Origin of the sequence: Candidatus Borkfalkia ceftriaxoniphila (assembly GCF_004134775.1) — a bacterium.
GTDB lineage: Bacteria > Bacillota > Clostridia > Christensenellales > Borkfalkiaceae > Borkfalkia > Borkfalkia ceftriaxoniphila.
In genome coordinates this window covers 60,811-83,011 of sequence record NZ_SDOZ01000005.1, presented here as the reverse complement: position 1 = coordinate 83,011, position 22,201 = coordinate 60,811, and the positions used below count along the sequence as shown (strand labels likewise).

Below are 22,201 nucleotides of genomic sequence, written 5' to 3'. Positions count from 1 at the left end.
GAATATGCTTCCGTAATTAAATGGATATAATACCTCCCTCCTAAGGAGGCTTTGTGGGTTCGATTCCCGCCGGGAGTACCAAAAAATCCGAGACTTATTTTAATAAGTTTCGGATTTTTTTGTTTTTTATAAAATATATTTTTGATTGCTTTTATATCCAATCTGGCAGACCTAACGGATTTTGCAGCATTTCAATTTCATCATTTACTTTCGAAAGGAAAAACTTACTATAATTCCATTGCGCTTCGTCATAGTTTTCACCAAAAACAATTTTGCAATATTCAACAAAAAAAGTTTGAACTCGGTTCAATAATTTTTCTATTAATTCATTTGTAAAATTTATATAGTATATTGCTAAATCGCCTTGCTTATAGTTCAATAATTTTTCATTATTCGTTGCGTCTTTAACTAAAATTTCGGGAGCAATTTCTAAAAGCGTATCATAAGTCGATTTACTATTATGCTTAATAAAATGCCATATCGCATAAAGCGTATCGTATTCCATAAAACCATTTAATTCTTTTATTTTGCTTTGGTTAGCTCCCTTGAAAGCGTAAAAAACATTTCTATCGAAACGATCCCCTTCATAACCGTTATTTGTTAATACCGATACTGTAATGGCTTCTATTTGAGATACCATTTGATGAAAAAACTGCGCATAAAGGCTCAAATATAAACGATTACGCCTTGCTTGTACTTTTGCTTGTGCCTTAGCCTGTAAAATCATTGAATTAGTAACCGCTTCATTGGGTTCTAATATCCCGCACATATCTTCAAAGCGATACTCCGCATCGGGTATATCTTTAATTGCCTTATCGATTAAGGGCTTATATTCTTCTTTCCAATCTTTTTTTATTTTTGCAATCACTTCAAAAAATATATTGCAATTATAGTCATAGTAATCTTTTTTTGCAGGGACAAAATAATGTCCGGTACGTTCTTTTATTACCGCACTAACATTTTTCGGTAACCCAAGAATTTTTTCAAATCGCTTAATATCTATTTTAATTTCATTATCTTTACAATTAGTTAAAAATACGCCGTAATAACGTGTGTCTTCTGCCGGACAATTTTGAACTCCCGCTTTGCAACACAATATTTGTGCTTGCGGATCATCATAAAAATTGTCCATAGCCTTATAAAGTGCCATATTATTAAAACGTGCCTTACTATTTTTCTTCATAATCAACCTCCGAATTGCCAATAATTAAAGCACCCTACAATATAGCGTGAGGATGCCTTGGCTAAATTGATTATTCAGCATTATACACAAGTGCTAACCACCACTCCAATCCAAACGGATTCATAGGTAGAAAAACAGCATCACAAATCTGTTTAACTCTTATGTATTTAATATTATAGCACTAAAAGTTATTCAAGTCAAAAAGATTTCGGTGTATTTGAATTGTTTTTATATATAGAAAATTTCACATTTGAAAATCTTTCTTTTTTGCTTTCTTCATTTCCAAAAATTCGAGATATTCTTTGTATTCTTCCATAGTTTCAAAGCCGAGCCTTTTCATTTCGCTTTTCATACGCTTAAATTCAGCCATAACGGCTTGTTCGTCCACATCGAATAAAGGTTCTTCTTCGGTAGGTTTCGGGGATTCTGTGGGCTTTTGCTCGTCCGAAAAGATACTGCCGAGCTTATCCGCCGCAATCCTGTCGGTACTGCGCAGAGCATAGGCATAAATGTCGCTCGTCGTACTCGTGCGGGCATGTCCCGCTCTTGCGGAAACGGTTACAATAGGAATACCTGCGGCAATCTGTAAAGTGATATTCGTATGTCTTAAACTGTGCAACGAATAGTGGTCGATATTCGCTTCGCGCAACATTTTATTCAGCCAACCCGTAAAGGTACTCGGATAAAGTCGTTTGCCATTTTCCTGCGTAAAAAGATAATCATTTTCCTGCATATAATCTCCGAGTTCAGCGCGGCGGTTAATTTGCCATTCGTGGTACTCTTTTAACGTTTCAATCAATACTTCGGGTACGGCGAGCGTTCGTTTCGACATATCCGTTTTCGGTTCTTTTTCTATCATTCCAAATTCCTTTACGGTAGTTACCGAACGACATACCGTAATTTCGCTTTTCTCGAAATCAATGTCTTTCCATTCAAGCCCTGCAACTTCGCCGCGCCGAAAGCCTGTCAGCAAAAATAATAACATAGCCGTTTTGTAACGAATATCGGGATAGTCCAAAATAAACTTGTAAAAGCGTTTGGCATCTTCGTCGGTCATGCACTCGATTTTATGTGGCGGACGTTTCGGAAAATTGATATAGTCTGCCGAAGCGTAGTTATCCGTAACCAAACGGTTTTTCTTTGCAAGAGAAAGTACCGCTCGGATTATGCGTTTGAATTTGTGTATCGTTTCGTATGCGTAAGGTTCTTCGGTTATCTTTTCGTTAAACAATTCGTCGAACGGAACGCCTATCCGTTCGGCAAGATCGCTACTCCAATTTTTGCTCACGGCTTTACCCGCAAAGGCATTGGCAAGCGTACAAGCCTGTATGTTTACTTCATAGCGTAACTTCATATAGTTGTAGCCGTGTTTTTCCAGATAATCCGCAAGGGCTTTTACGCGGTCGTTTCTAACTGAACGGAATAAAAAAGCTATTTGATTGTAGTCGGTAATTGTATGGCTTGCTTTTAACTTATTGATAAAATCAATAATATTGTCGCCCCAGTTCTCTAAATTTCTTTGTCCCGAAACTTTAACAACCGTCGGTACACCTTCGATTAAGTTTTTCTTGGAAGGCTTTATTGCTTTTTCATAACGAAAATTTTGCCATTTAAAGCCACTTAATTCGGTGCTTTGCATCCAATCGTTATAAAAATTAACTATATCTCTTTCGGAACGGTAGTTCTCTATAAGGTTAAATTTCGCACAGTCTTTCCACTTGTTGGGAAATTCCAGAATATTTCTTATCGTTGCGCCGCGGAACCGATATAAGCCTTGGTCGTCGTCGCCGACAACGCAGATATTGTGATGTTTTGCCGCTATCAAAAATATCAACTGTTCTTGAACATAGTTAGTATCTTGATATTCGTCAATCATAACGTATTGTATTTGCTCTTGAATTTTATTGCGTATCAGGTCGTGGTCTTTTAGCAAATTATATGCGATAACCTGTATGGACGAAAAGTCCATAGCGTTTTCTTCGTCAAGTAGTTTTAAGTATACTTCATAAGCACGGGCAAGCACTTGAACAGCCGCATCGTTGTCCTTTAACAAATCTTCCACGGTTATCATTTCTTCCGATATAGCATTGAAATAATATGCAAGCTGCTTTGATTTTTCCCAAGGACTTAATCTATCGGCTATAAGCTCTAAATTCGGAATTTCATCAAATATCTTATGGTTTCTGTAAATCATATATTTTTGGTCAAATTCGTCCATAAGTCGATAATTCTTTTTTAATCTCGTGAATTCGACATTTTCTTTTATCAGCCGCAGACAAATAGAGTGAATCGTACCGATATACAATTCATTTATATTTACGTTTATATTAAGCCTGATAAGTTCGTTTGTGATACGCGTAATAAGCTCTTTTGCCGCTTTTTCCGTAAAGGTGGCAATCAAAATATTTTCTGGTTTTACGCCTTTTTCGACGATAAGATAAACAACTCTTTTAACAAGAGTAAAAGTCTTGCCCGTGCCGGGACCTGCGATTATAAGAGCTGGTCCGTCAATATGCTGTATCGCTTTTTTCTGTTCGTCGTTTGCTTGCCCGAAATCGAATCTCATCGAATTTTTATCCGTCATATAACTTTCCTGTATTGTTAATATTGAACCTTGAAATAATCAAGGTAAAGTTTGAATTTGTCTTGCGCCATTAGGCAGGTATCGCGTAAATAACCGCGCTCGTTTTGCCATTCGTTTAAGCCGCGATAGTAGAACAGTTTTAATTCTTCGTCGATAATGAACGGAACGATATTGTATTTTAGGCACTCTTTGAATAGTAAAAGTCTGCCGATGCGTCCGTTGCCGTCTTGGAAAGGGTGGATACACTCGAATTTGTAATGAAAGTCCAAAAGGGCGTCGAAAGTTTTTTCTTTCTTCGCATTATACTCGAAAAGCAGTTCCTTCATTTTTTCGGCAACTTCTTCGGGCTGCGCCGTGAACATATCGCCAACGGTGTTCGGCAATCGTTTGTAATCGCCGACGGCGAACCAATCCTGACGTGCGTCCGTCGTTCCACTTTTCAATGTGCGGTGTAATTCTTTTATAAAAGTTTCCGTAATCGGCTTTTTAGCGTTTTCTATAATCAAGTCGATACACTTAAAGTGATTTGCCGTTTCCACAATGTCGTCAACCTTTACCGCTCCGCCGTCAATACCGATTGTGTTCGTTTCAAAAATATAGCGCGTTTGGTCATGCGTTAAGCGGCTGCCTTCGATATGGTTGGAATTGTACGTCAATTCGATTTGTACCTTGTGATAAATTCCGCCCGAAAGTTTTGCCTTTTTTTCCGCCGTAAGCACTTCCAAAAGGGTAGTCGGCAATTCTATTTTCTTATTAACTCTGTCGGGCTTTTGCGCGTCTTCGGGGATATTCCAAGTCTTGCCCGTTAAAAACGCACCGTCAACCTTTCCCAATGCGCAGTAGTTACGGACGCTCCGTTCCGATATATTCCATTTCTTTGCCGTTTCGGTTACAGATAAATATTTCATATACAAAAACACCTCGCTTATAAGTATAGCACTTTATCGGCAAAAAAGCAATAGTCAACACACCAAATTTACAATATTTTTGCCGTTGTCGGAAGATCTTTACACCTTCAATTTTACACCCGAATTACACCCGAACAGAAATATACAAGATGAAAGTTACCAAACATTACGAAAAAAGAGTAAAAAAATAAGCGTTCATAACGCACAAAACGGCTGAATATGCCTGAATTGTACGCGATAAACGCTCTTTCTAATTGCTCCTAAGGGGCCGTTCCGGGTTCGATTCCCAGCGGGAGTACCAAAGAGACCGCTGGTGGCAGCGGTCTCTTTTTACGTCATATTGCGTATAGCGTTTGTAAGCGCCGAAAGCGCCGGTTCGGGTTCATCGATATATTGAACGGCTTTTTCCATGGGGCAGATATCGTCGCCCTTTCGGTTCACGATCTGTTTCGTACGCCTGCTGAAACGAAAAGGAATATCGTACTTTTTTAAGATGCGGACTGCGCCATCCGATATGACTTCCGCATAAATTTCGCGGATACCCGCATAAACAAACAGCAATGCCGCCGCCTTGCCGACGACCAGGTCGGCGGCCGCATATCCTGTCACGTCCGCATGCGAGGCGATCAAATCCATCATCGGGGCAATCCCGCGTCTTTCCGAAAATATGCACATACCATCGCGGCAAAGGCAGAGCGTATGCCCCGCCAGATTCTGCACGGCCATTTCCAAATCAGTCATGATTTTTGTCCCGATCGGCAAGATAACGGATCCCCAAGATCAAAAACGGCACCAAAACCGCCTGCACAACGAGTCCGAGAAGCCCCGTCGTGATCTGCGACCATACGGCTGCCGCCGTAAAGGGCGCGATATTTTGGAAGATCGCGGCGAGCAGGAGAAAAAATATTCTCCCTCCGACAAAGGCGAGAAGCACGGCGGGAAATGCCATCCATCCGTTTTGACTTATTTTTCGGGAAAATAAACCGGCGATTGCTGCGATCATCGCAAGTTCCGCGATCATGAAAGGCAAACGCGCAGCCGCAGGCATGGGGTTGCCCATGGCGAAAGTAATTAAAAAACTGACGACAGGCGAAACGATCCCCACGCCGAGCCCCCACCAAACGCCTAAAAGACAGGCGCCGAGCAGGACGGGAAGATACATGGGCAGCCACTGTACTCCGCCCGCAGAGCCTGCCCATATGTGCACCAGTTGCGGCAAAAGAACGGCAAACGCAACGACGCCCGCAGATATCAGGCTTTTGATCGTAATTTTTGCCTTTAACGAAACATTTTTCTTTACTAAAATCGATTCGATCATTTTTTTTCCTCTCAATATAATGCAGCAGCCGCTTTTTCCAGTTCGCGACGGATGGATATGTGCTGCGGACAGGCAACCTCGCACTTGCCGCAACGGATACAATCAGCCGCCCGCGACTTGCCGTGACCTTCCACGAGCCAGTTTTCCTGCGACGCGGCGAGTGCTCTGTCTCGATACATCGTCAGATAATTCATCGCCGTGAAAGTGCCTGATATTCCGATGTTTTTCGGGCAGACTTTCGCGCAGTAGTTGCAGTTCGTACAGGGAATGAGCGGCATTTTATTCAGTTCTTGCTGTGCGGCGGCAAGCGTCGCTTTCTGTTTATCGCTCAGCGAAGTAAAATTCGTCATATAGGAAAGATTGTCGCGCATCTGCGCAAGATCGCTCATGCCCGAAAGAACGGTGACGACTCCGTCGAGACTCGCCGCAAAGCGGATCGCCCATGAAGCGTTGGAAGAATTCGGCTCGGCGTTTTTTAAAATCTTTTCCACTTCCGTGGGCGGCGACGCGAGCATTCCTCCCTTGACCGGTTCCATAATAACGACGGGTTTACCGTGTTTTCGGGCGACTTCGTAGCACGCGCGCGACTGTACGGCGGGGTTTTCCCAATCGGCATAGTTGATCTGCAACTGCACGAATTCCATTTCAGGATGCGCCGTTAAGATCTCGTCCAATTCCTGCGGCGTGGAATGGAAAGAAAATCCCGCGTGGCGTATCGCCCCTTCTTCCTTTTTTTGCAGTATCCACGTCCAAAGGTCGAATTCGTCGAAACAGCGCGTTCTGCTTTCCCCGAGATTATGCAAAAGGTAAAAATCGAAATAGCCCGCGCCCGTCTGCTTTAAGGAAGTATCGAACTGCGAAATTGCTTCTTCGCGCGTCTTGCAGTTGATCCAAGCCGCGTTTTTGGTCGCCAGTTGAAACCGTTCGCGCGGATATCTCTCGACCAGTGCCTGACGGACGGCATCTTCGCTGCCCGCATATGCCCAGGCGGTATCGAAATATGTAAATCCCGCGCCGAGAAACAGATCGACCATTTCTTTGGTCTGCCCGATATCGATCGCCCCGTCTTTCTGCGGCAGGCGCATCATTCCGAAGCCTAATTTTTTGATATCTTCTCCCAGATAAGCCATAAATTTCCTCCCGTTAAAATTTCACGGGATTATTATACTACATGAACGTCGCAATGTCCAATACTTATTTTTCATATTATATCATGCGCCGTATGCATAAAAAGAGGGCGATCGCCCTCTTTTATAAAATCATGCGCAGTAAATTTTCCAACTGATAAAAAATCAGTCTTTCCGTCACCGTAAGTTTCCTTTCCATGCAGGAAAAGGCTACGACGACCGTTTCCGTATTCGTCGTTACGGGAAAGTAAATTGCTTTGGATTCTCGCAGCGTATCCGTTCCCCGCCCCGCCGCTTTATGATTTTTTCTGCACCATTCCGCAACGGCGGTTTCGTTGCCTTCGCCGAAAAATCCGACGTTCTCCCCCTTTACAGCGGCGGTGCTTTTTCCTTTTACGGACAATATAGCGACGCTTCGGTCAAAAGCGCGCGACAAAATATGCGCGATCTGTACCTGCCGCTTATTTTTTTCCGATTCTTCCAAAGAAGCCCGTTCGAGTAAATGCGCGATATCGAGTATCCTGTTCGCCGTCTTATATTTTTGCAGTAATTTATTGCGGTTGAACAGTCGGGCAAACAGCGTTTGCCTGTACGCTCTTTTCGCGTAAAACCTTTGGTTATCCGGCACGATCAGAATTTCCAGATTTGGTAGCCTTTCGATAAATTTATCTTCCAGCCCAACTTTTTTGCCTGCCGACTGCCAGGTCTTACCGAGGATAAGATGCGTGACGCCTGCAAGCCGCACGTAATCCGCTACCGTTTCAACAACGTCATCGCTGTATTTTACGATGATCTCTCCGCCCGTATCGCGCACGAGATTCATGTGTTTTTTGAGATTTGCCGCCGCTTCGTCGCTCAGCGCGCCGTTCGTTTCCACATACATGGCGGAAAATTTGCAATGAAACGCTTCCGCTGTGCGCGCCGCCACGCGGATGGTCTTCTGCGAGGAGGGCGACGGGCTGATCAGAACGAGTATTCTCGTGCGTCGCTCGCCGTGATTCACCTGTTTTTCGATGCGGTCGGCACTCCGCCGCATGAACAGTTCGCGCAAAGAAGAGAGATTGTCCGCGCGGAAAAAATTTTCCAGCGCCGCTTTCGCACGCGTTTTCGGATAGATCTTTCCCTCGCGCATGCGCTCGATCAAAGCGTCGGGCTCGATATCCACCAATACGACTTCGTCCGCATAGTCGAAAATCTCGTCGGGGATGCGTTCGTTGACATCTACCGACGTCGCCGAATCCACCAGATCGTGCAGACCTTCGATATGCTGTACGTTCACGGTCGTATAGACGTCGATCCCGCAGTTGAGCACTTCCTCTATATCCAGATAGCGTTTTCTGTTTTTGCAGTCGGGCGCGTTGGTATGCGCCAACTCGTCGACAAGCAGCAACTTCGGGCGGCGGCGCTCCGCAGCGTCCACGTCAAATTCGTTGAGCGTAATGCCGCGGTACTGTATTTTTTTCAGCGGAAGAACTTCCAGTCCCTCCGCCATTTTCAGCGTTTCGGGCCGATCGTGCGGTTCCAGATATCCGATCACCACGTCTACGCCCGCGCTTTTTTCCTCTTGGGCGGCTTTCAGCATGGCGTAGGTCTTGCCCGCGCCAGCCGAATAACCGAAAAAGATTTTCAGTTTGCCCCGCGCGGCAATCATAGCAGTCCGTCCAGAGCAAGGTTCACGAGAAGCACGTTGACGCGCTTTTCCCCGAATATCCAGAGGAATCTGCCTTCGGTATATTTATCAATGATCGCGCGCAGATCTTCTTCGGTCAGTTTTTCCTCATCCTCGCCCTTATCCGCGTTTCTCGCCGCCAGGATCACAGGGATCTGGAATTCAGCCGTTGCCGGCGAAATGTGCGGATCGACGCCGCTGCCGCTCGCTGTGATGAGTTCGGAAGGAATTTTATCGGTATCGGCGTATCCGATCTTCGCAAGTTTTTCCTTGCGTTCGGCAATGCGCTCGTTCAAAAGATCCTGATATTCGTCGCTTTCGGGCGACAGATTGCTCGGCGCGCCCGTGTTCACACGACCGAACATATATTTCGGATTTTCATAATTCTGCCCGATCAGTTCGCTGCCGTAAACTCTCTGTGTACCGTCGGGCAACGTCACGACGATCTGCGAACCTTCGGCCTCGTACGGAAACGCCGCTTTCGATACCAAAGTCAGGGTAATGGGATAAACCACGCCGCACAGGACCGTGAAGATCAGAAGGCAAACGATCGCCGCACGGGCCGTTTGAAAGCGTTTCTTTTTGACGGGCGCCTCGCCCGCGATTTCGGTAATTTCCTGCATAGTTGACCTCCTTTACGCCACGCCGCAGACGGTGAGCAGCAAATCGAAACATTTGATGAACAGAAAAGGCGCGATCACCCCTCCTACCCCGTAGATCAAAAGGTTATGTTTCAGCATTTTACCCGCGGGCTGTTCCTTATAACGAACGCCTTTGAGGGAAAGCGGTATCAGCGCCACGATAATGAGCGCGTTATATAAGACCGAAGAAAGGATCGCGGTCGTAGGGCTGGTCAGCCGCATGAAATTAAGCGCTTCCAGTCCGGGGTAGATGCCCGCAAACAATACGGGAATAATGGCAAAGTATTTGGCGATATCGTTCGCGATGGAAAAGGTCGTGAGCGCGCCGCGCGTCATCAGGAGTTGTTTTCCGATCCGCACGACCTCGATGAGTTTCGTCGGGCTGGAATCCAGATCGACCATATTTCCCGCCTCTTTCGCCGCCTGCGTTCCCGAATTCATGGCGACCGCAACGTCGGCCTGCGCGAGCGCGGGCGCGTCGTTGGTCCCGTCGCCCGTCATTGCCACGAGGTGACCTTCTTCCTGTAATTTTTTGATGAGCGCGAGTTTGGTTTCGGGCGTCGCTTCCGCAACGAAATCATCCACGCCCGCCTCGGCGGCAATCGCCGCAGCCGTCATGGGATTATCGCCCGTGATCATGATCGTCTTGATACCGATCTTGCGCAGATCTTCGAATTTCTCTTTGACACCCTCTTTTACGACGTCTTTTAAGTAAACGACGCCGAGGATCTTTTCGTTCTGCGCAACGAGAAGCGGCGTGCCGCCTTCGTTCGCAACTCTTTCCACGATCTCATCGCAAGATTTGTCGCAAACGCCTCCCTGCGCCTGTACATACGCTTTGATCGCATCTGCGCTGCCTTTTCGGATATGGACGTCGCCGATATCCACGCCGCTCATGCGCGTTTTGGCTGTAAATTCGATAAATTTCGCATTCAGTTTGGCAATCTCTTTGCCTCGCATACCGAATCTGTTTTTCGCAAGCACGACGATGCTGCGCCCTTCTGCGGTTTCGTCCGCAATGGAAGAGAGTTGCGCCGCCGCGGCGAGATCGCTTTCGCTCGTATCGCCGACGGGGATAAATTCGCTCGCCCTGCGGTTGCCCAGAGTGATGGTACCCGTTTTATCCAATAAGAGCACGTCCACGTCGCCCGCCGCCTCGATGGCGCGTCCGCTCGTGGCGAGGACGTTGGCTTTGTTGAGCCTCGCCATGCCCGCGATACCGATCGAAGAGAGCAGCGCGCCGATGGTCGTCGGGGCTAAGCAAACGAGCAGCGCGACGATATTCGTCAGGCTGACCGGCTCCCCCTGCCCCGCAAGATCCACCGAAAATTTCGAAAAGGGCAAAAGACAGGCGCTGACGACCAAAAAGATAATGGTCAAAGTGATGAGCAGTATTTGCAGCGCGATTTCATTGGGCGTCTTTTTACGGCTGGCGCCTTCGACCATGGCGATCATTTTATCCAAAAAACTGTTACCGGCCTCCGCCGTGACGCGGATGATGAGCCAGTCGCTCGTGATCGTAGTCCCGCCCGTGACCGCGCTCCTGTCTCCGCCCGATTCGCGGATGACGGGAGCGGATTCGCCCGTAATGGCGCTTTCGTCCACGCTCGCCACGCCGACGATAACCTCGCCGTCCATGGGGATCTGCTCGCCCGCCTTGACGAGCACGATATCGCCCGCCCGCAGTTGATTGCTCTTGACTTCCGAATATTCCGATTCGAGTTCGGCGCGCACAAGTTTTCGGGCAATGACGTCGCGGCGCGCCTTTTTCAGGCTTTCCGCCTGCGCCCTGCCTCGGCCCTCCGCAACTGCTTCGGCAAAGTTACCGAACAGCGAAGTGAGCCAAAGGATGATGGAAATTCCGAATATGTACCAACTGCCTCCGTCTTTTATGCCGCCCAGAGAGAGGAAAAACAAGATCGTCGTAAAGATTGCGCCTAAATAGACGATGAACATGACGGGGTTTTGTATCTGCACTTTCGGATTGAGTTTAGTTAGCGACTGCACGGTCGCGCCGAGCACGATCTTTTTATCGATCAAGCCGCTCTTTTTTTGTTTTTCACGTTTCATATCGAATTCTCCTTAGCCTACGAATTCAGCGATGGGTCCCAATGCCAGCGCGGGGAAGAAACTCAGCGCGCCGATGATAATGATGACGGCGATCAAAAGCCCGACGAACATGGAATTGCTCGTGGAGAGCGTTCCGTCCGACTGCGGCACGATCTTCTTTCTGCCCAGACTGCCGGCAAGGAACAGCGTGGCCGTCATGGGGATAAATCTCACGAGCAGCATGACGACGCCGCCCACTACGTTCGTCCAGACCGTATTCGCGGAAAAACCTGCGAACGCCGAGCCGTTGTTATTCGCCATCGAGGCGAAAGCGTACAGTATCTCGGAAAATCCGTGCGCGCCGCTGTTGGTGAGCCATTCGGGCGCCTCTTCCAGAAGAACGGTCGACGCCGTGCCCAAAAGCAGGCACAAAACAGGCGTAAGAATGACAAGACAAACCATTTTCATATCGAACGCGCCGATTTTCTTGCCGATATATTCCGGCGTTCTGCCCACCATCAGCCCCGCGATAAACACGGTAAGGATAGCAAACGCGATCATGCCGTATAGCCCGCAGCCGACGCCGCCGTACACGATCTCGCCGAGCATCATCAAAAACATGGGGATCATTCCGCCGATGGAAGTAAAACTGTCGTGCATGGCGTTTACGGAACCGTTGGAAACGGAAGTGGTCGCGACCGCCCATAAAGATGAGCCGCCTATGCCGAAACGCACCTCTTTACCTTCCATATTGCCGATACCCGACACGCTCTGCGGAAATTGCGAAAACAGATATTCGAAGGTCGTGCAGACGATGAGGCAGGCGAAGAAAATGAAAGACATCGCTTTAAAGAGAACGACGCCCTGTTTCTTATCCAGGACCGCTCTGCCGAACGTGAAGCACAGACCTCCCGGAATCACCACGAGTGAGAGCGTTTCCAAAAGGTTCGCGAACGGCGTGGGATTTTCAAAAGGATATGCCGAATTGACGCCCCAAAATCCGCCGCCGTTGGTAAACAGTTGTTTAATGATGATCTGTCCCGCCGCGGGTCCCAAATAGAGTTTTGAAGTTTCCCCTTCCAAAGACACATAGGTGACCGCGCCCTTCATCGTCTGGGGCACGCCTTGGGAAACGAGCACCAGCGCGCCGATAAAACATACGGGCAGCATAAAGAGCGTTATACGCGTGAGATCCGCCCAGAAATTGCCGACCGTTTTGCATTCTTTGCGCGTAAAACCGCGCACAAGCGCAAACAATACGGCGATGCCCACCGCGCCGGACAAGAAGTTCTGCACGGTCATGCAGAGCATCTGCGAAAGATAACTCGCCTGCGTTTCACCCGAATATGCCTGCCAGTTGGTGTTGGTGATAAAACTCGCCGCCGTATTGAAGGCCAGATGCCAACTCATGCCGCCGATCTGTTCGGGGTTCATGAACAAAAACGCCTGCCCCATCAGAATCGCCATCATCAGTATCAAACCGAAAAGGCTGAACAGCAACACGCTGAACGCATATTTTTTTGCCGTCATCTCTTCGCGGGGCGAAACGCCCATTGCCTTGTAAAATCCTTTTTCCGTCGCCATACTCGCTCTCTTCATGAAAACGGGCTGCCCTTTATAGATCCTGAAAAAGGCAAACCCGAAGAAAATCGCGATCCCGACGAACAGCGCGAAAAACACGATGTCCTGTATGGCGGTGAAGATAACACTTTCGATCATTCAAAAAGCCTCCGTTAAAATTTGTCTTACCGCTTGTCGCTGTGAAACAGCATAAAGAATAAGTATCCGAGCAGTCCCGCAGCCAGAATTGCGGATATGATCGTTACGACAACCATGTTCCATTACCTCCCGTCGATCGATAAGCCCCATTGAATATCTTTGGAATCTTTGCGCCAGAACTGGCATACCCGCTCCAGATTATCCGCGGCCGCCTGAAAGGTCTGATCCATATAATATGCGACCCTGTAAAACCGCGAGGCCTTCAATAAATTGCCCTCTTTTTCATAACTGATCCCGAGCAGATTATACGTTTCGGGATTTTCCATATCGTTCGCCATCGACTCTTTGAGCAGTTGGCGGGCGCGGGAATATTCGCCCGTTTCGATCGCCTGCGCCGCAAGCCCCAGAACGGGGTCGACGGGCGGCTGTGCTTTTTTCGTCAGCATGCGCTCCACCTCCTTGATTCATGACAATTTTATAATAAAATACATTAAAAGTACGTATGGATTTTTCACGACCGCATTAAAATTGTATTAAGAAGGAGTTTCTTCCTCCAAAAAAGCGCGATGCAGCGCGCGTATTGCGTCTTCATAGCGGTCTTCGTCGACTCCTGCAATAATGTTGAGTTCGCGGCAACCCTGTATGATCATGCGGATATTGATTTTTTCGCGCGCAAGCGCGGCGAACATTTTTTCGGCTACGCCCACGCATTGATACATATTCCTGCCCACGACGGATACGATGGAAAGCCGATCGATAAATTTGATCTCGTCGGGGCGTATAGACTTTTTGATCTCAGACAATACGGCGGAGCGTATCGCGTCGTTGATAGAAGATTTCGGAATCAGGAAATTGACCGCGTCGATGCTTGACGGCATATGCTCGAACGAAACCCCGTAATATTCGAGTACGGATAAGACTTTCCGCACGATGCTTTTTTGTTGGTTCATACCGATTTTATGGATGAACAGCACGAGAATATCTTTCTTGCCGACGATGCCCGTAACCGGCTTTTTTTCGGGTTCTTTCAGACACGGATAAATGACGGTTCCGCGCTTGCTCATACAGAACGTATTGCGCACTTGCAACGGAGTCCTGTTTTTTATCAAAGGCACGAGCGCGTCCGTATGTAAAACCGAGGCGCCCAGATAGGAAAGTTCGCGGAGTTCCCCGTATGTCATTTTGGGAATAATGCGGGCGTTCTCCACGATGCGCGGATCAGCATTCAGAATTCCGTCCACATCCGTCCAATTTTCATATAGATCGGCTTTGATCGCGCCCGCAACGATACTTCCCGTAATATCCGATCCGCCGCGGGAAAACGTGACGATCGCGCCCGTTTCGTCCGCGCCGTAAAATCCGGGAACGACGGCATACCCGTTTTTCAGTTTCGCGCGGCACAGTTTCTCGCTTTCCTTCGAATCGTATCCGTCGTAGCGGTGAAACCGTATCAACTCCGCGGCGTCGATAAAGGCAAATCCCAGACGTTTCGCAAAAAAATAGGCGCTTAAATATTCTCCGCGGGAAACGCAGAAATCATATTGCCCGCTGTTTTCCATCTGCGACTTTATTTTTGCCAGTTCGCGCTCTGCGTCTTTTGTATCGGTTGCAATTTGTAAAAAGCGGGCGGCTACCAGAGGAAAAGTCTGATCGCACTTTCCGCACGCCTCGATTTCCCGATGGCATTCAATTAAAAGATCCGTTACTTTTTCGCTGTTTTCGGTTTTCCCCGGTGCGGAAACGACGATGATCCTCCGCAGCGGATTACTTTTCACGATCTCTGCGACACGCTCCGTACTTTCACTGTCCGCCATCGACGTTCCGCCGAATTTACAGACGATGCACGCCTGCGTTTCTTCCATATCGTTCATTGACACAATCCCGCGCATTGCAACAGCGCGATCTCCTTTTTCAGAATGTTCTTTGTTTCTTTATCCGCTTCCGTGAGGGGCAGCCGCAGTCCTCCCGCGTCTTTCTTTAATATATTTAAGGCGGCCTTTACGGGAACGGGATTGACTTCACGAAAGAGCGCCTCGGTAAGTTTCGAGTAGGCGTTGTGCAATTCCAGGCTCTTTTCCGAATCGCCCGAAAAATAGCGGGCGCAGATATCATGTACCCCTCTCGGGCAGATATTGGATAAAACGGAAATCGCGCCCGACGCGCCGATCGCCAACATGGACGGCATCAGTTCGTCGCAGCCGCAATACAGCGCGAGATCGTCTTTATACAGATTGCGAATTCGCGACGCCTGCCGAACGTCGCCCGACGCTTCTTTCACTGCTTTCACGTTGGGTATCTTCAACAGATCTTCATAAGTTTCAGGAAGAATATTTACGCCTGTACGCTGGGGGACGTTGTATAAAATAAACGGAAGCGCGCTCGCTTTTGCGCATTCTTTATAATGGGCGATCAGCCCCTTTTTCGTGCATTTATTGTAGTACGGCGTAACGAGCAGGAGCGCGTCCGCGCCCGCTTTTTCCATCTCTGCGCAGTTTTTCGCGGCTTTGGCGGTATAATTCGAACCCGCGCCCGCGATCAAAGGCACGCGTTTACGGATGATCTTTGCCGCAAACGACGCGATCGCGCTCTTTTCTTCATCGGACAACGCGGCGCTTTCGCCCGTCGTGCCGCCGACCAGGAGAGCGTCGCACCCGCCTTCGATCTGAGATTCGATGAGATTTTCCAACGCAGTAAAATTTATTTCGCCTGTCGGCAAAAAGGGCGTTACGAGGGCGGTCGCAACGCCCTTAAATATCAAATTTTGCATGTAAACTCCTTTTGATTTTTTTACATTATAAAATAAATCGGATTCGTTTCTCATAAAGAAATACTTGTGCGGCGTTAAGATTGTATAAAGAAAGAACCTCGCCGTAATGGCGAGGTTCTTCAAACGCTCGGTATTAAATTTTGTTCATTCTGTAACCGACGCCCACGTCGGTACGGATCAGTTCCTGTAAAAACGGATCTTTTTCGATCTTTCGGCGTATTCCCGCCATGAAGACGCGCAGTCCGCTCGCGTCGTTTCCGCCCGCACCCCAGACTTTGGATATAATAAAGTTATGCGTCAGCGTCTTTCCGACGTTTTGCGCGAGAAGGCACAAGATCTTATATTCATAGTTGGTCAGATGTACTTCCGCATCGTCCAGAAATACGCTGTGCGCGGCATAGTCGATCGTCAGCCTTCCGTTGGTAAAGGTACTCGCCTGCGTTTCCGTGCCCGCCGCGCTGTGGCGCAGGGCGGCGCGAATGCGCGCCATCAGTTCCGCGGTCGAAAAAGGTTTCTGCACGTAGTCGTTGATGCCCGCGTCAAGACATTTTATTTTTTCATTTTCGTCGTCGCGCGCGCTCACCACGATAATGGGCAGATTTTCCGAAAAGCCGCGCACCGTCTCCACTACGTTGATGCCGTCCATATCGGGGAGCCCCAAATCGAGCACGATAAGATCGACGATATTTTTGACGACGTAGTCTATCCCCTCGCGCGCCGTCCGGACGGCAGCGACCGTATGATTTTCCTGCTTTAAGGCGATCTTCAAAAGGTTCTGGATCGCCTTGTCATCCTCGATCACTAAAATATCAGCCATTGTACTCCTCCATGGGAAGATTAAATTCGAATACCGCTTTTCCGTCTGCGTTGCGGGCGGAAATATTGCCCCCGTGCGCCGTAATGATCAGTTTGCAGATGGCCAGCCCCAGCCCCACGCCTTCGCTTTTGGAATCCGCCGCCGTATAGTACATTTCGAACAGGTGCGGAAGATCCTCTTCCCGTATGCACGGACCGTCGTTGCTGATACGGAAAACCGCGTTTTTGCCCGTATTCCACACTTTGATCCAGATATTGCCGTCGTCGTCCGTGTGTTTTGCTGCGTTGTTCAAAATATTGCCGAGCACCTGAATGATGAGCGTGCCGTCCATGGGTATGAGCATCATATCCGCGGGCGTATCGTAATGAATCTTTCGGTTTCCCAAAACGCCGCTCACATTGCGTACTGCCTGCGGCAAGATCTCTTCCAGAACTTCGAAGGACTTTTTCACTGTCAGATTTTCACCGTCGATCCTCGTGAGCGAGAGAAGATTTTCCACGAGGCGGATGGTCCAGTCGGATTTGGAGCGGATATCGTCCAGAATTTCTCCACGGTCTTTTTCATCCAACGAGGGATTGTCTCTTAAAATCTCCGCGCCGTTTTTGATGGCGGTGAGCGGCGTACGCAGATCGTGCGATATGCTGCGAAGAAGCGTCGCTTTGAGCAATTCTTTGTCCGCGTTGTTTTTCAGGCGTATCTTTTCCAGGTTGAGAGCGTTGATCTGCGCCATCTTTTTTTTCAACTGAAAAGTTACCGCGCTGATGCCAAGCCCTACCGCGAGCATCAGAAAGAACGTGACAAGGTACATAAGGTCGTCGATTTTCAGCGTAAACCGCGGGACGGTAAAAAAGAAATTATAGCCGAGCACGCTGGCGACCGAAAGTGACGCAGAATAGGCGTAGCCCTTGGTAAAGACGGCAACGAGAAGAATCCCCAGTACGTAGAGGATCAAAAAATTCAAGTCGTTGATCTTGAAAAAATCCAACAGAAAACAGAGTCCCGTGCATACGGCAAAGACAAGGAGCGTCAGCCCGATATTTTTTAAGATATCTGATTTTTTCATCATAGAATACCTCCTCAAAAAAGCCGCTGTATTCGAAACAGCGGCTTGTCGGTATTACTTTTTAGGTTCTATTTTGCTTTTACCGCCCATATATTTTTGAAGAACTTCGGGAATATTCACGCTGCCGTCCTCGTTGAGATGATTTTCGAGCAGGGCAATCAGCATACGGGGCGGCGCCACCACGGTATTGTTGAGCGTGTGCGCGAACGCGTTGCCCTTTTCCGTCTTGTATCGGATGCCGAGCCTTCTCGCCTGCGCGTCCGTCAGATTGGAGCAACTGCCAACTTCGAAATATTTCTTTTGGCGCGGGCTCCAAGCCTCTACGTCGATACTCTTATATTTCAGATCGGCAAGATCGCCCGAACAACATTCCAGCGTACGCACGGGTATCTGCATGGAAACGAACAGTTCCACCGTGTAATTATACAGTTTTTCAAACCACGCGGCGCTCTCTTCGGGCTTGCAGATGACGATCATTTCCTGCTTCTCGAATTGGTGTATGCGGTAAATACCTCTCTCCTCGATGCCGTGCGCGCCCTTTTCTTTGCGGAAACAGGGCGAATAACTCGTAAGCGTGAGCGGCAGATCGCTCTCGTTCACGACCGTATTCATAAAGCGGCCGATCATGGAATGTTCGCTCGTGCCGATCAGGTAGAGATCCTCACCCTCGATCTTGTACATCATGCCGTCCATTTCTTCGAAACTCATGACGCCCGAAACAACGTCGCTGCGGATCATGAACGGCGGAATGCAGTAGGTAAAGCCCTTATCGATCATAAAGTCGCGCGCGTAGGTGAGCACGGCGGAATGCAGTCTGGCCACGTCGCCCAAAAGATAATAAAAGCCCTGCCCGCTCGTGCGCCTTGCGCTGTCCAGATCGATGCCGCACAATTTTTCTAAAATATCCAGATGATACGGCACTTCGAAGGGCTTGTCCTTGGGTTCCAGAAAACGCTTGCGCTCGACGTTTTCGCTGTCGTCGCGGCCGATAGGCACGTCGTCCGCAATGATATTGGGGATCGCCATCATCTTTTCTTTCAGACCGGCGGCGACGATTTCGCTCTCTTTTTCGATCTCAGCGATGCGGGCGTTGTTTTCCACGACTTCCGCCTTGACTTTTTGCGCCTCTTCCGTCTTTTTCTCTTTCATCAGCGAGCCGATCTTCGAGGAAAGAGCGTTGCGCATCGCTCTTCTGGAATCGCCCTCTTTCTGCAGATCGCGCCGTTTTTCGTCGAGCGCCAATATTTCGTCGACGAGCGGCAGTTTTTTATCCTGAAACTTCTTTTTGATATTTTCTCTCACCAGGTCGGGATCGTTCCGCAGCAAATTGATGTCGATCATGTTTTCGCCTCCGCAATAAATTCTTTTCTATTTTAAACCATTCCGCAAATTTTTGCAAGTCAATCACGCATGCGCATGAAATTTTTGACAAAACTACTTTTTCTCCGCCAAAGAAAAAGAGCGTGAAATGTTTGAAAAACATACGCGATTATGATATAATGATTTCGAACAGTTTCGTTCAGATATGCTTAATGGAGAAATTATGACTCGCAGTAACAATACTTCGCAAACTCCTTCCGATAAAGCAAAAGCCGACGCGGAAGAAAAAATCGACGCGGCGCCCCGTGCGAAACAAAAATCCGCGGGAACGCGCGCAGGCGCGGCAAAGCCGACCTCGTCCGGAAAGAGCGGTTCGGCTGCGGCAAAACCCGCCGCCGCAAGACCTCGGAAAACGGCGGGCAAGCCCGCGCAGGACGCGGGACCCTTGCAGGAGGAACAGAAAGCGCCCGAAATCGTGAACGTGCAGGATTTCGTGACGCAGAAACTGGAATGCGCCTCCACCGCCGCGCCCGAAGAAGAGGAAGAGATCGATATCTCCCTCATCAAATCCAAATTCAAAAAGAAAAAAGCAGAAGTCCCTTCCTATAATAAAGTGCAGCGTTTTACCCCCGATATCGGAGAAGGGCTGACGAGCGCACAGGTCAATACGAGATTTTCGCAGTTCCTGTTCAATGATACCAATCAGAAATACTCAAAGTCCTACGCGAGTATTTTTGTCGGGAACCTTTGCACCTTCTTCAACCTGTTGTGCGTGCTCGCCACCATCGCGCTTGCTTATTCGGGCGCGGGCATCTCGCAGTTTTTCTTCGTCATCATCTTTTCGCTGAATATCGCGATCGGCATATGGCAGGAGATCAAGGCAAAGCGCAAGATCGATAAACTTTCGCTGCTGTCCGCCCCCACCGCAAAGGTGATACGCGACGGCGCCGCCGTCGAGATCCCCGCAAAGGATATCGTTCTGGACGACGTGATCGTGCTGTCTTTGGGAAACCAGGTGCCCGCCGACTGCTTTTTGGCGGAAGGCTTCGTGGAAGTCAACGAATCTCTTCTGACGGGGGAATCCGTTCCCGTCAAAAAGGAAACGGGCGACATTCTCTACGCGGGCAGTTTCATTTCCAGCGGTACCTGCAAAGTGCGCGCCGACAAGGTGGGAAAAAATACTTACCTCAACACCCTATCGGCAAAAGCGAAAAAGTACAAGAAGCCTAATTCGGAACTGATGCGCTCGACAAAACTCATTATTTCCGTCATCGGCGTTCTGATTATCCCCATCGCGATCGGTATGTTCCTCGTCAACTGGCAGAATCTTGCGGATGCCGCAGGCGTAGACCGCCTTGCCGAAACCATTCAGAGAACCGTATCGGTCATTATCGGCATGATCCCTTCGGGAATGCTGCTTTTGACCAGCCTCGCGCTGACGGTGGGTATTTTACGGCTCGCCTCGCACAACACGCTCGTACAGGATCTGTATTCTTTGGAAATGCTCGCGCGCGTAAACGTGCTGTGCCTCGATAAGACCGGTACGATTACGGACGGGCGCATGAAAGTCAACGACTGTATGCTGCTCAATAACCCGACCGACTACACCATCAACGAGATCGTGGGCTCCTGTCTGCATTCTTTGGAAGACAACAACCAGACCTCGATCGCGCTCTACAATTATTTCGGGCACAGCACCGAACTGAAAGCCGTCAAAAAAATGCCCTTCTCTTCCAAACGAAAACTTTCGGCCGTCACGTTCGACGGAGTGGGGACCGTGGCGATGGGCGCGCCCGAATTCGTGCTTTCTTCCGTGCCCGAAAAACTGAACAAGATCATCAACCAATACGCCGCGATGGGACTGCGCGTGCTCGTCGTCGCCCTCTCTTCGGGACAGATCAACGGCGATAAACTCCCCGCGGGATTCAAACCGCTGGCGATCATCTCCATTTCCGACAATATCCGCGAAGACGCGGCGCAGACGATCCGTTGGTTCAAGGAAAACGACGTCGCGGTAAAGGTCATTTCGGGCGACAATCCCGTTACCGTTTCGGAAGTGGCGCGCCGCGTGGGCGTATTGAACGCGGATAAATACATTTCGCTGGAAGGCCTCAACGAAAAAGAAGTCGTTTCCATCGCCAACAAATATACCGTGTTCGGCCGCGTGACGCCCGAACAGAAAGCCATTCTGGTCAAATCCATCAAGGCGGCGGGAAATACCGTTGCGATGACGGGCGACGGCGTGAACGACATTCTCGCCCTCAAGGAAGCCGACTGCGCGGTGAGCGTCGCCTCGGGCAGCGAGGCGGCAAAGAACGTGAGCCATCTGGTGCTCATGGACAACAACTTCGCATCGATGCCCAAAGTCGTGTACGAAGGGCGGCGCGTCATCAACAACATTCAGAATTCTTCCTCGCTGTACCTGATGAAGACACTGTTTACGCTGGTGTTCGCCATCATATCCATTTGTCTGACTTCCTCCTATCCTTTCAAGACCAACAATATGCTGCTTCTGGAAGTGTTCGTCATCGGGATCCCCTCTTTCTTCTTATCCCTGCAGCCGAATACAGACCGAGTGAAAGGCAAATTTTTATCTTATGTCATCGGCAAATCCGTTCCCGGGGCGCTCGTGCTCGTTTCGGCAGTGCTCTCCGTCAATCTGATGAGGCTGTTGCAGCCCGCGTACTTTACCGACTGTTATCAGGAAATTGCCGTGCTTATGATCACTTTTTCGGGACTTGTGATGTTGTACAGACTGTGTCAGCCCATCAATTTCAGCCGCGCGATGCTGCTCTTGCTGATGGCGACCGTCTGCATATTAGGGCTAGTGTTCCTGCCTTCTATGTTCTTCGGCGAAGACTACGCCCACCTTGACTGGATACGCATCATGTTCGTAATGTGCGTGGTCATGATCTGCGTACCGCTGTCGGGCATACTGATCGCCTTTACCAATAAACTCACGTCGGGTAAAAAATCGTACGACGACAGATTCAATCTCAACAAACTGTATTAAAAAACACTTAAAAAGGCATCGGA

18 protein-coding genes and 1 tRNA gene are annotated in these 22,201 nt (G+C 48.8%); 2 read left to right on the top strand and 17 right to left on the bottom strand.

From position 1 onward, the window contains the following. Positions 1 to 6: 6 nt before the first annotated feature. Positions 7 to 81: transfer RNA gene (locus ESZ91_RS11090), tRNA-Arg, on the top strand. 70 nt (positions 82 to 151) lie between these two features. On the opposite strand, the gene ESZ91_RS11085 is transcribed toward ESZ91_RS11090, so the two are convergent. The 17 genes from ESZ91_RS11085 to serS all read right to left on the bottom strand — a co-directional run bounded on the left by ESZ91_RS11085 (position 152) and on the right by serS (position 19,186). Further along, positions 152 to 1,183 (bottom strand): hypothetical protein, encoded by a 1,032-nt coding sequence (locus ESZ91_RS11085; RefSeq protein WP_129227277.1) that lies wholly within the window; start codon positions 1,181 to 1,183, stop codon positions 152 to 154. A gap of 244 nt (positions 1,184 to 1,427) precedes the next feature. After that, entirely contained in the window at positions 1,428 to 3,767 is a 2,340-nt protein-coding gene (locus tag ESZ91_RS11080; RefSeq protein ID WP_129227275.1) for a UvrD-helicase domain-containing protein, read from the bottom strand. Positions 3,768 to 3,784: 17 nt separating this feature from the next. After that, on the bottom strand, positions 3,785 to 4,675 hold the full coding sequence (locus tag ESZ91_RS11075) for a Fic family protein (protein ID WP_129227273.1): 891 nt from the start codon (positions 4,673 to 4,675) through the stop codon (positions 3,785 to 3,787). A 330-nt stretch (positions 4,676 to 5,005) separates the two neighbouring features. Beyond that, the gene (locus ESZ91_RS11070; RefSeq protein ID WP_129227271.1) at positions 5,006 to 5,416 is read right to left on the bottom strand and encodes a DUF1893 domain-containing protein; all 411 of its coding nucleotides are present in this window, start codon (positions 5,414 to 5,416) and stop codon (positions 5,006 to 5,008) included. Continuing rightward, on the bottom strand, positions 5,409 to 5,993 hold the full coding sequence (locus ESZ91_RS11065; protein ID WP_129227269.1) for an ECF transporter S component: 585 nt from the start codon (positions 5,991 to 5,993) through the stop codon (positions 5,409 to 5,411). The genes ESZ91_RS11070 and ESZ91_RS11065 overlap by 8 nt, the downstream gene beginning before the upstream one ends. Before the next feature lie 11 nt (positions 5,994 to 6,004). Then, positions 6,005 to 7,123, bottom strand: a complete 1,119-nt coding sequence (locus ESZ91_RS11060) for an aldo/keto reductase (protein WP_129227267.1) — start codon at positions 7,121 to 7,123, stop codon at positions 6,005 to 6,007. Positions 7,124 to 7,244: 121 nt separating this feature from the next. Next, on the bottom strand, positions 7,245 to 8,771 hold the full coding sequence (locus ESZ91_RS11055) for a hypothetical protein (RefSeq protein WP_129227265.1): 1,527 nt from the start codon (positions 8,769 to 8,771) through the stop codon (positions 7,245 to 7,247). After that, complete coding sequence (locus tag ESZ91_RS11050) at positions 8,768 to 9,412, bottom strand: potassium-transporting ATPase subunit C (protein WP_129227263.1); 645 nt, start codon at positions 9,410 to 9,412, stop codon at positions 8,768 to 8,770. Before ESZ91_RS11050 ends, ESZ91_RS11055 begins: the two co-directional genes overlap by 4 nt. A gap of 12 nt (positions 9,413 to 9,424) precedes the next feature. Continuing rightward, complete coding sequence (gene kdpB / locus ESZ91_RS11045) at positions 9,425 to 11,500, bottom strand: potassium-transporting ATPase subunit KdpB (RefSeq protein ID WP_129227261.1); 2,076 nt, start codon at positions 11,498 to 11,500, stop codon at positions 9,425 to 9,427. Positions 11,501 to 11,512: 12 nt separating this feature from the next. Beyond that, positions 11,513 to 13,198: a potassium-transporting ATPase subunit KdpA gene (kdpA, locus tag ESZ91_RS11040; RefSeq protein WP_129227259.1), complete on the bottom strand. Its 1,686-nt coding sequence runs from the start codon at positions 13,196 to 13,198 to the stop codon at positions 11,513 to 11,515. A gap of 26 nt (positions 13,199 to 13,224) precedes the next feature. Then, entirely contained in the window at positions 13,225 to 13,314 is a 90-nt protein-coding gene (locus ESZ91_RS11035) for a potassium-transporting ATPase subunit F (RefSeq protein WP_129227257.1), read from the bottom strand. 6 nt (positions 13,315 to 13,320) lie between these two features. Continuing rightward, complete coding sequence (locus ESZ91_RS11030) at positions 13,321 to 13,644, bottom strand: hypothetical protein (protein WP_129227255.1); 324 nt, start codon at positions 13,642 to 13,644, stop codon at positions 13,321 to 13,323. A gap of 87 nt (positions 13,645 to 13,731) precedes the next feature. Continuing rightward, positions 13,732 to 15,069, bottom strand: coding sequence for an aspartate kinase (locus tag ESZ91_RS11025; protein ID WP_161971153.1), 1,338 nt, complete (start codon positions 15,067 to 15,069; stop codon positions 13,732 to 13,734). Beyond that, positions 15,066 to 15,965, bottom strand: a complete 900-nt coding sequence (gene dapA, locus ESZ91_RS11020; RefSeq protein ID WP_129227251.1) for a 4-hydroxy-tetrahydrodipicolinate synthase — start codon at positions 15,963 to 15,965, stop codon at positions 15,066 to 15,068. The genes ESZ91_RS11025 and dapA overlap by 4 nt, the downstream gene beginning before the upstream one ends. A 133-nt stretch (positions 15,966 to 16,098) precedes the next feature. Then, on the bottom strand, positions 16,099 to 16,782 hold the full coding sequence (locus ESZ91_RS11015; RefSeq protein ID WP_129227249.1) for a response regulator transcription factor: 684 nt from the start codon (positions 16,780 to 16,782) through the stop codon (positions 16,099 to 16,101). Then, complete coding sequence (locus tag ESZ91_RS11010; RefSeq protein WP_129227247.1) at positions 16,775 to 17,848, bottom strand: sensor histidine kinase; 1,074 nt, start codon at positions 17,846 to 17,848, stop codon at positions 16,775 to 16,777. Before ESZ91_RS11010 ends, ESZ91_RS11015 begins: the two co-directional genes overlap by 8 nt. A gap of 51 nt (positions 17,849 to 17,899) precedes the next feature. Continuing rightward, on the bottom strand, positions 17,900 to 19,186 hold the full coding sequence (gene serS / locus ESZ91_RS11005; RefSeq protein WP_129227245.1) for a serine--tRNA ligase: 1,287 nt from the start codon (positions 19,184 to 19,186) through the stop codon (positions 17,900 to 17,902). Between the two features lie 202 nt (positions 19,187 to 19,388). Here serS and ESZ91_RS11000 point away from each other — a divergent pair, with 202 nt between their 5' ends. Continuing rightward, a complete protein-coding gene (locus tag ESZ91_RS11000; protein ID WP_161971152.1) occupies positions 19,389 to 22,178 on the top strand; it encodes an HAD-IC family P-type ATPase in 2,790 nt (929 codons plus the stop codon). Positions 22,179 to 22,201: the final 23 nt, after the last annotated feature.

What these genes read in the sequence shown, in the direction of transcription:
- ESZ91_RS11085 (WP_129227277.1), bottom strand. Translation starts at nt 1,183, where the DNA reads ATGAAGAAAAATAGTAAGGCACGTTTTAATAATATGGCACTTTATAAG.
- ESZ91_RS11080 (WP_129227275.1), bottom strand. Translation starts at nt 3,767, where the DNA reads ATGACGGATAAAAATTCGATGAGATTCGATTTCGGGCAAGCAAACGAC.
- ESZ91_RS11075 (WP_129227273.1), bottom strand. Translation starts at nt 4,675, where the DNA reads ATGAAATATTTATCTGTAACCGAAACGGCAAAGAAATGGAATATATCG.
- ESZ91_RS11070 (WP_129227271.1), bottom strand. Translation starts at nt 5,416, where the DNA reads ATGACTGATTTGGAAATGGCCGTGCAGAATCTGGCGGGGCATACGCTC.
- ESZ91_RS11065 (WP_129227269.1), bottom strand. Translation starts at nt 5,993, where the DNA reads ATGATCGAATCGATTTTAGTAAAGAAAAATGTTTCGTTAAAGGCAAAA.
- ESZ91_RS11060 (WP_129227267.1), bottom strand. Translation starts at nt 7,123, where the DNA reads ATGGCTTATCTGGGAGAAGATATCAAAAAATTAGGCTTCGGAATGATG.
- ESZ91_RS11055 (WP_129227265.1), bottom strand. Translation starts at nt 8,771, where the DNA reads ATGATTGCCGCGCGGGGCAAACTGAAAATCTTTTTCGGTTATTCGGCT.
- ESZ91_RS11050 (WP_129227263.1), bottom strand. Translation starts at nt 9,412, where the DNA reads ATGCAGGAAATTACCGAAATCGCGGGCGAGGCGCCCGTCAAAAAGAAA.
- kdpB (WP_129227261.1), bottom strand. Translation starts at nt 11,500, where the DNA reads ATGAAACGTGAAAAACAAAAAAAGAGCGGCTTGATCGATAAAAAGATC.
- kdpA (WP_129227259.1), bottom strand. Translation starts at nt 13,198, where the DNA reads ATGATCGAAAGTGTTATCTTCACCGCCATACAGGACATCGTGTTTTTC.
- ESZ91_RS11035 (WP_129227257.1), bottom strand. Translation starts at nt 13,314, where the DNA reads ATGGTTGTCGTAACGATCATATCCGCAATTCTGGCTGCGGGACTGCTC.
- ESZ91_RS11030 (WP_129227255.1), bottom strand. Translation starts at nt 13,644, where the DNA reads ATGCTGACGAAAAAAGCACAGCCGCCCGTCGACCCCGTTCTGGGGCTT.
- ESZ91_RS11025 (WP_161971153.1), bottom strand. Translation starts at nt 15,069, where the DNA reads ATGAACGATATGGAAGAAACGCAGGCGTGCATCGTCTGTAAATTCGGC.
- dapA (WP_129227251.1), bottom strand. Translation starts at nt 15,965, where the DNA reads ATGCAAAATTTGATATTTAAGGGCGTTGCGACCGCCCTCGTAACGCCC.
- ESZ91_RS11015 (WP_129227249.1), bottom strand. Translation starts at nt 16,782, where the DNA reads ATGGCTGATATTTTAGTGATCGAGGATGACAAGGCGATCCAGAACCTT.
- ESZ91_RS11010 (WP_129227247.1), bottom strand. Translation starts at nt 17,848, where the DNA reads ATGATGAAAAAATCAGATATCTTAAAAAATATCGGGCTGACGCTCCTT.
- serS (WP_129227245.1), bottom strand. Translation starts at nt 19,186, where the DNA reads ATGATCGACATCAATTTGCTGCGGAACGATCCCGACCTGGTGAGAGAA.
- ESZ91_RS11000 (WP_161971152.1), top strand. Translation starts at nt 19,389, where the DNA reads ATGACTCGCAGTAACAATACTTCGCAAACTCCTTCCGATAAAGCAAAA.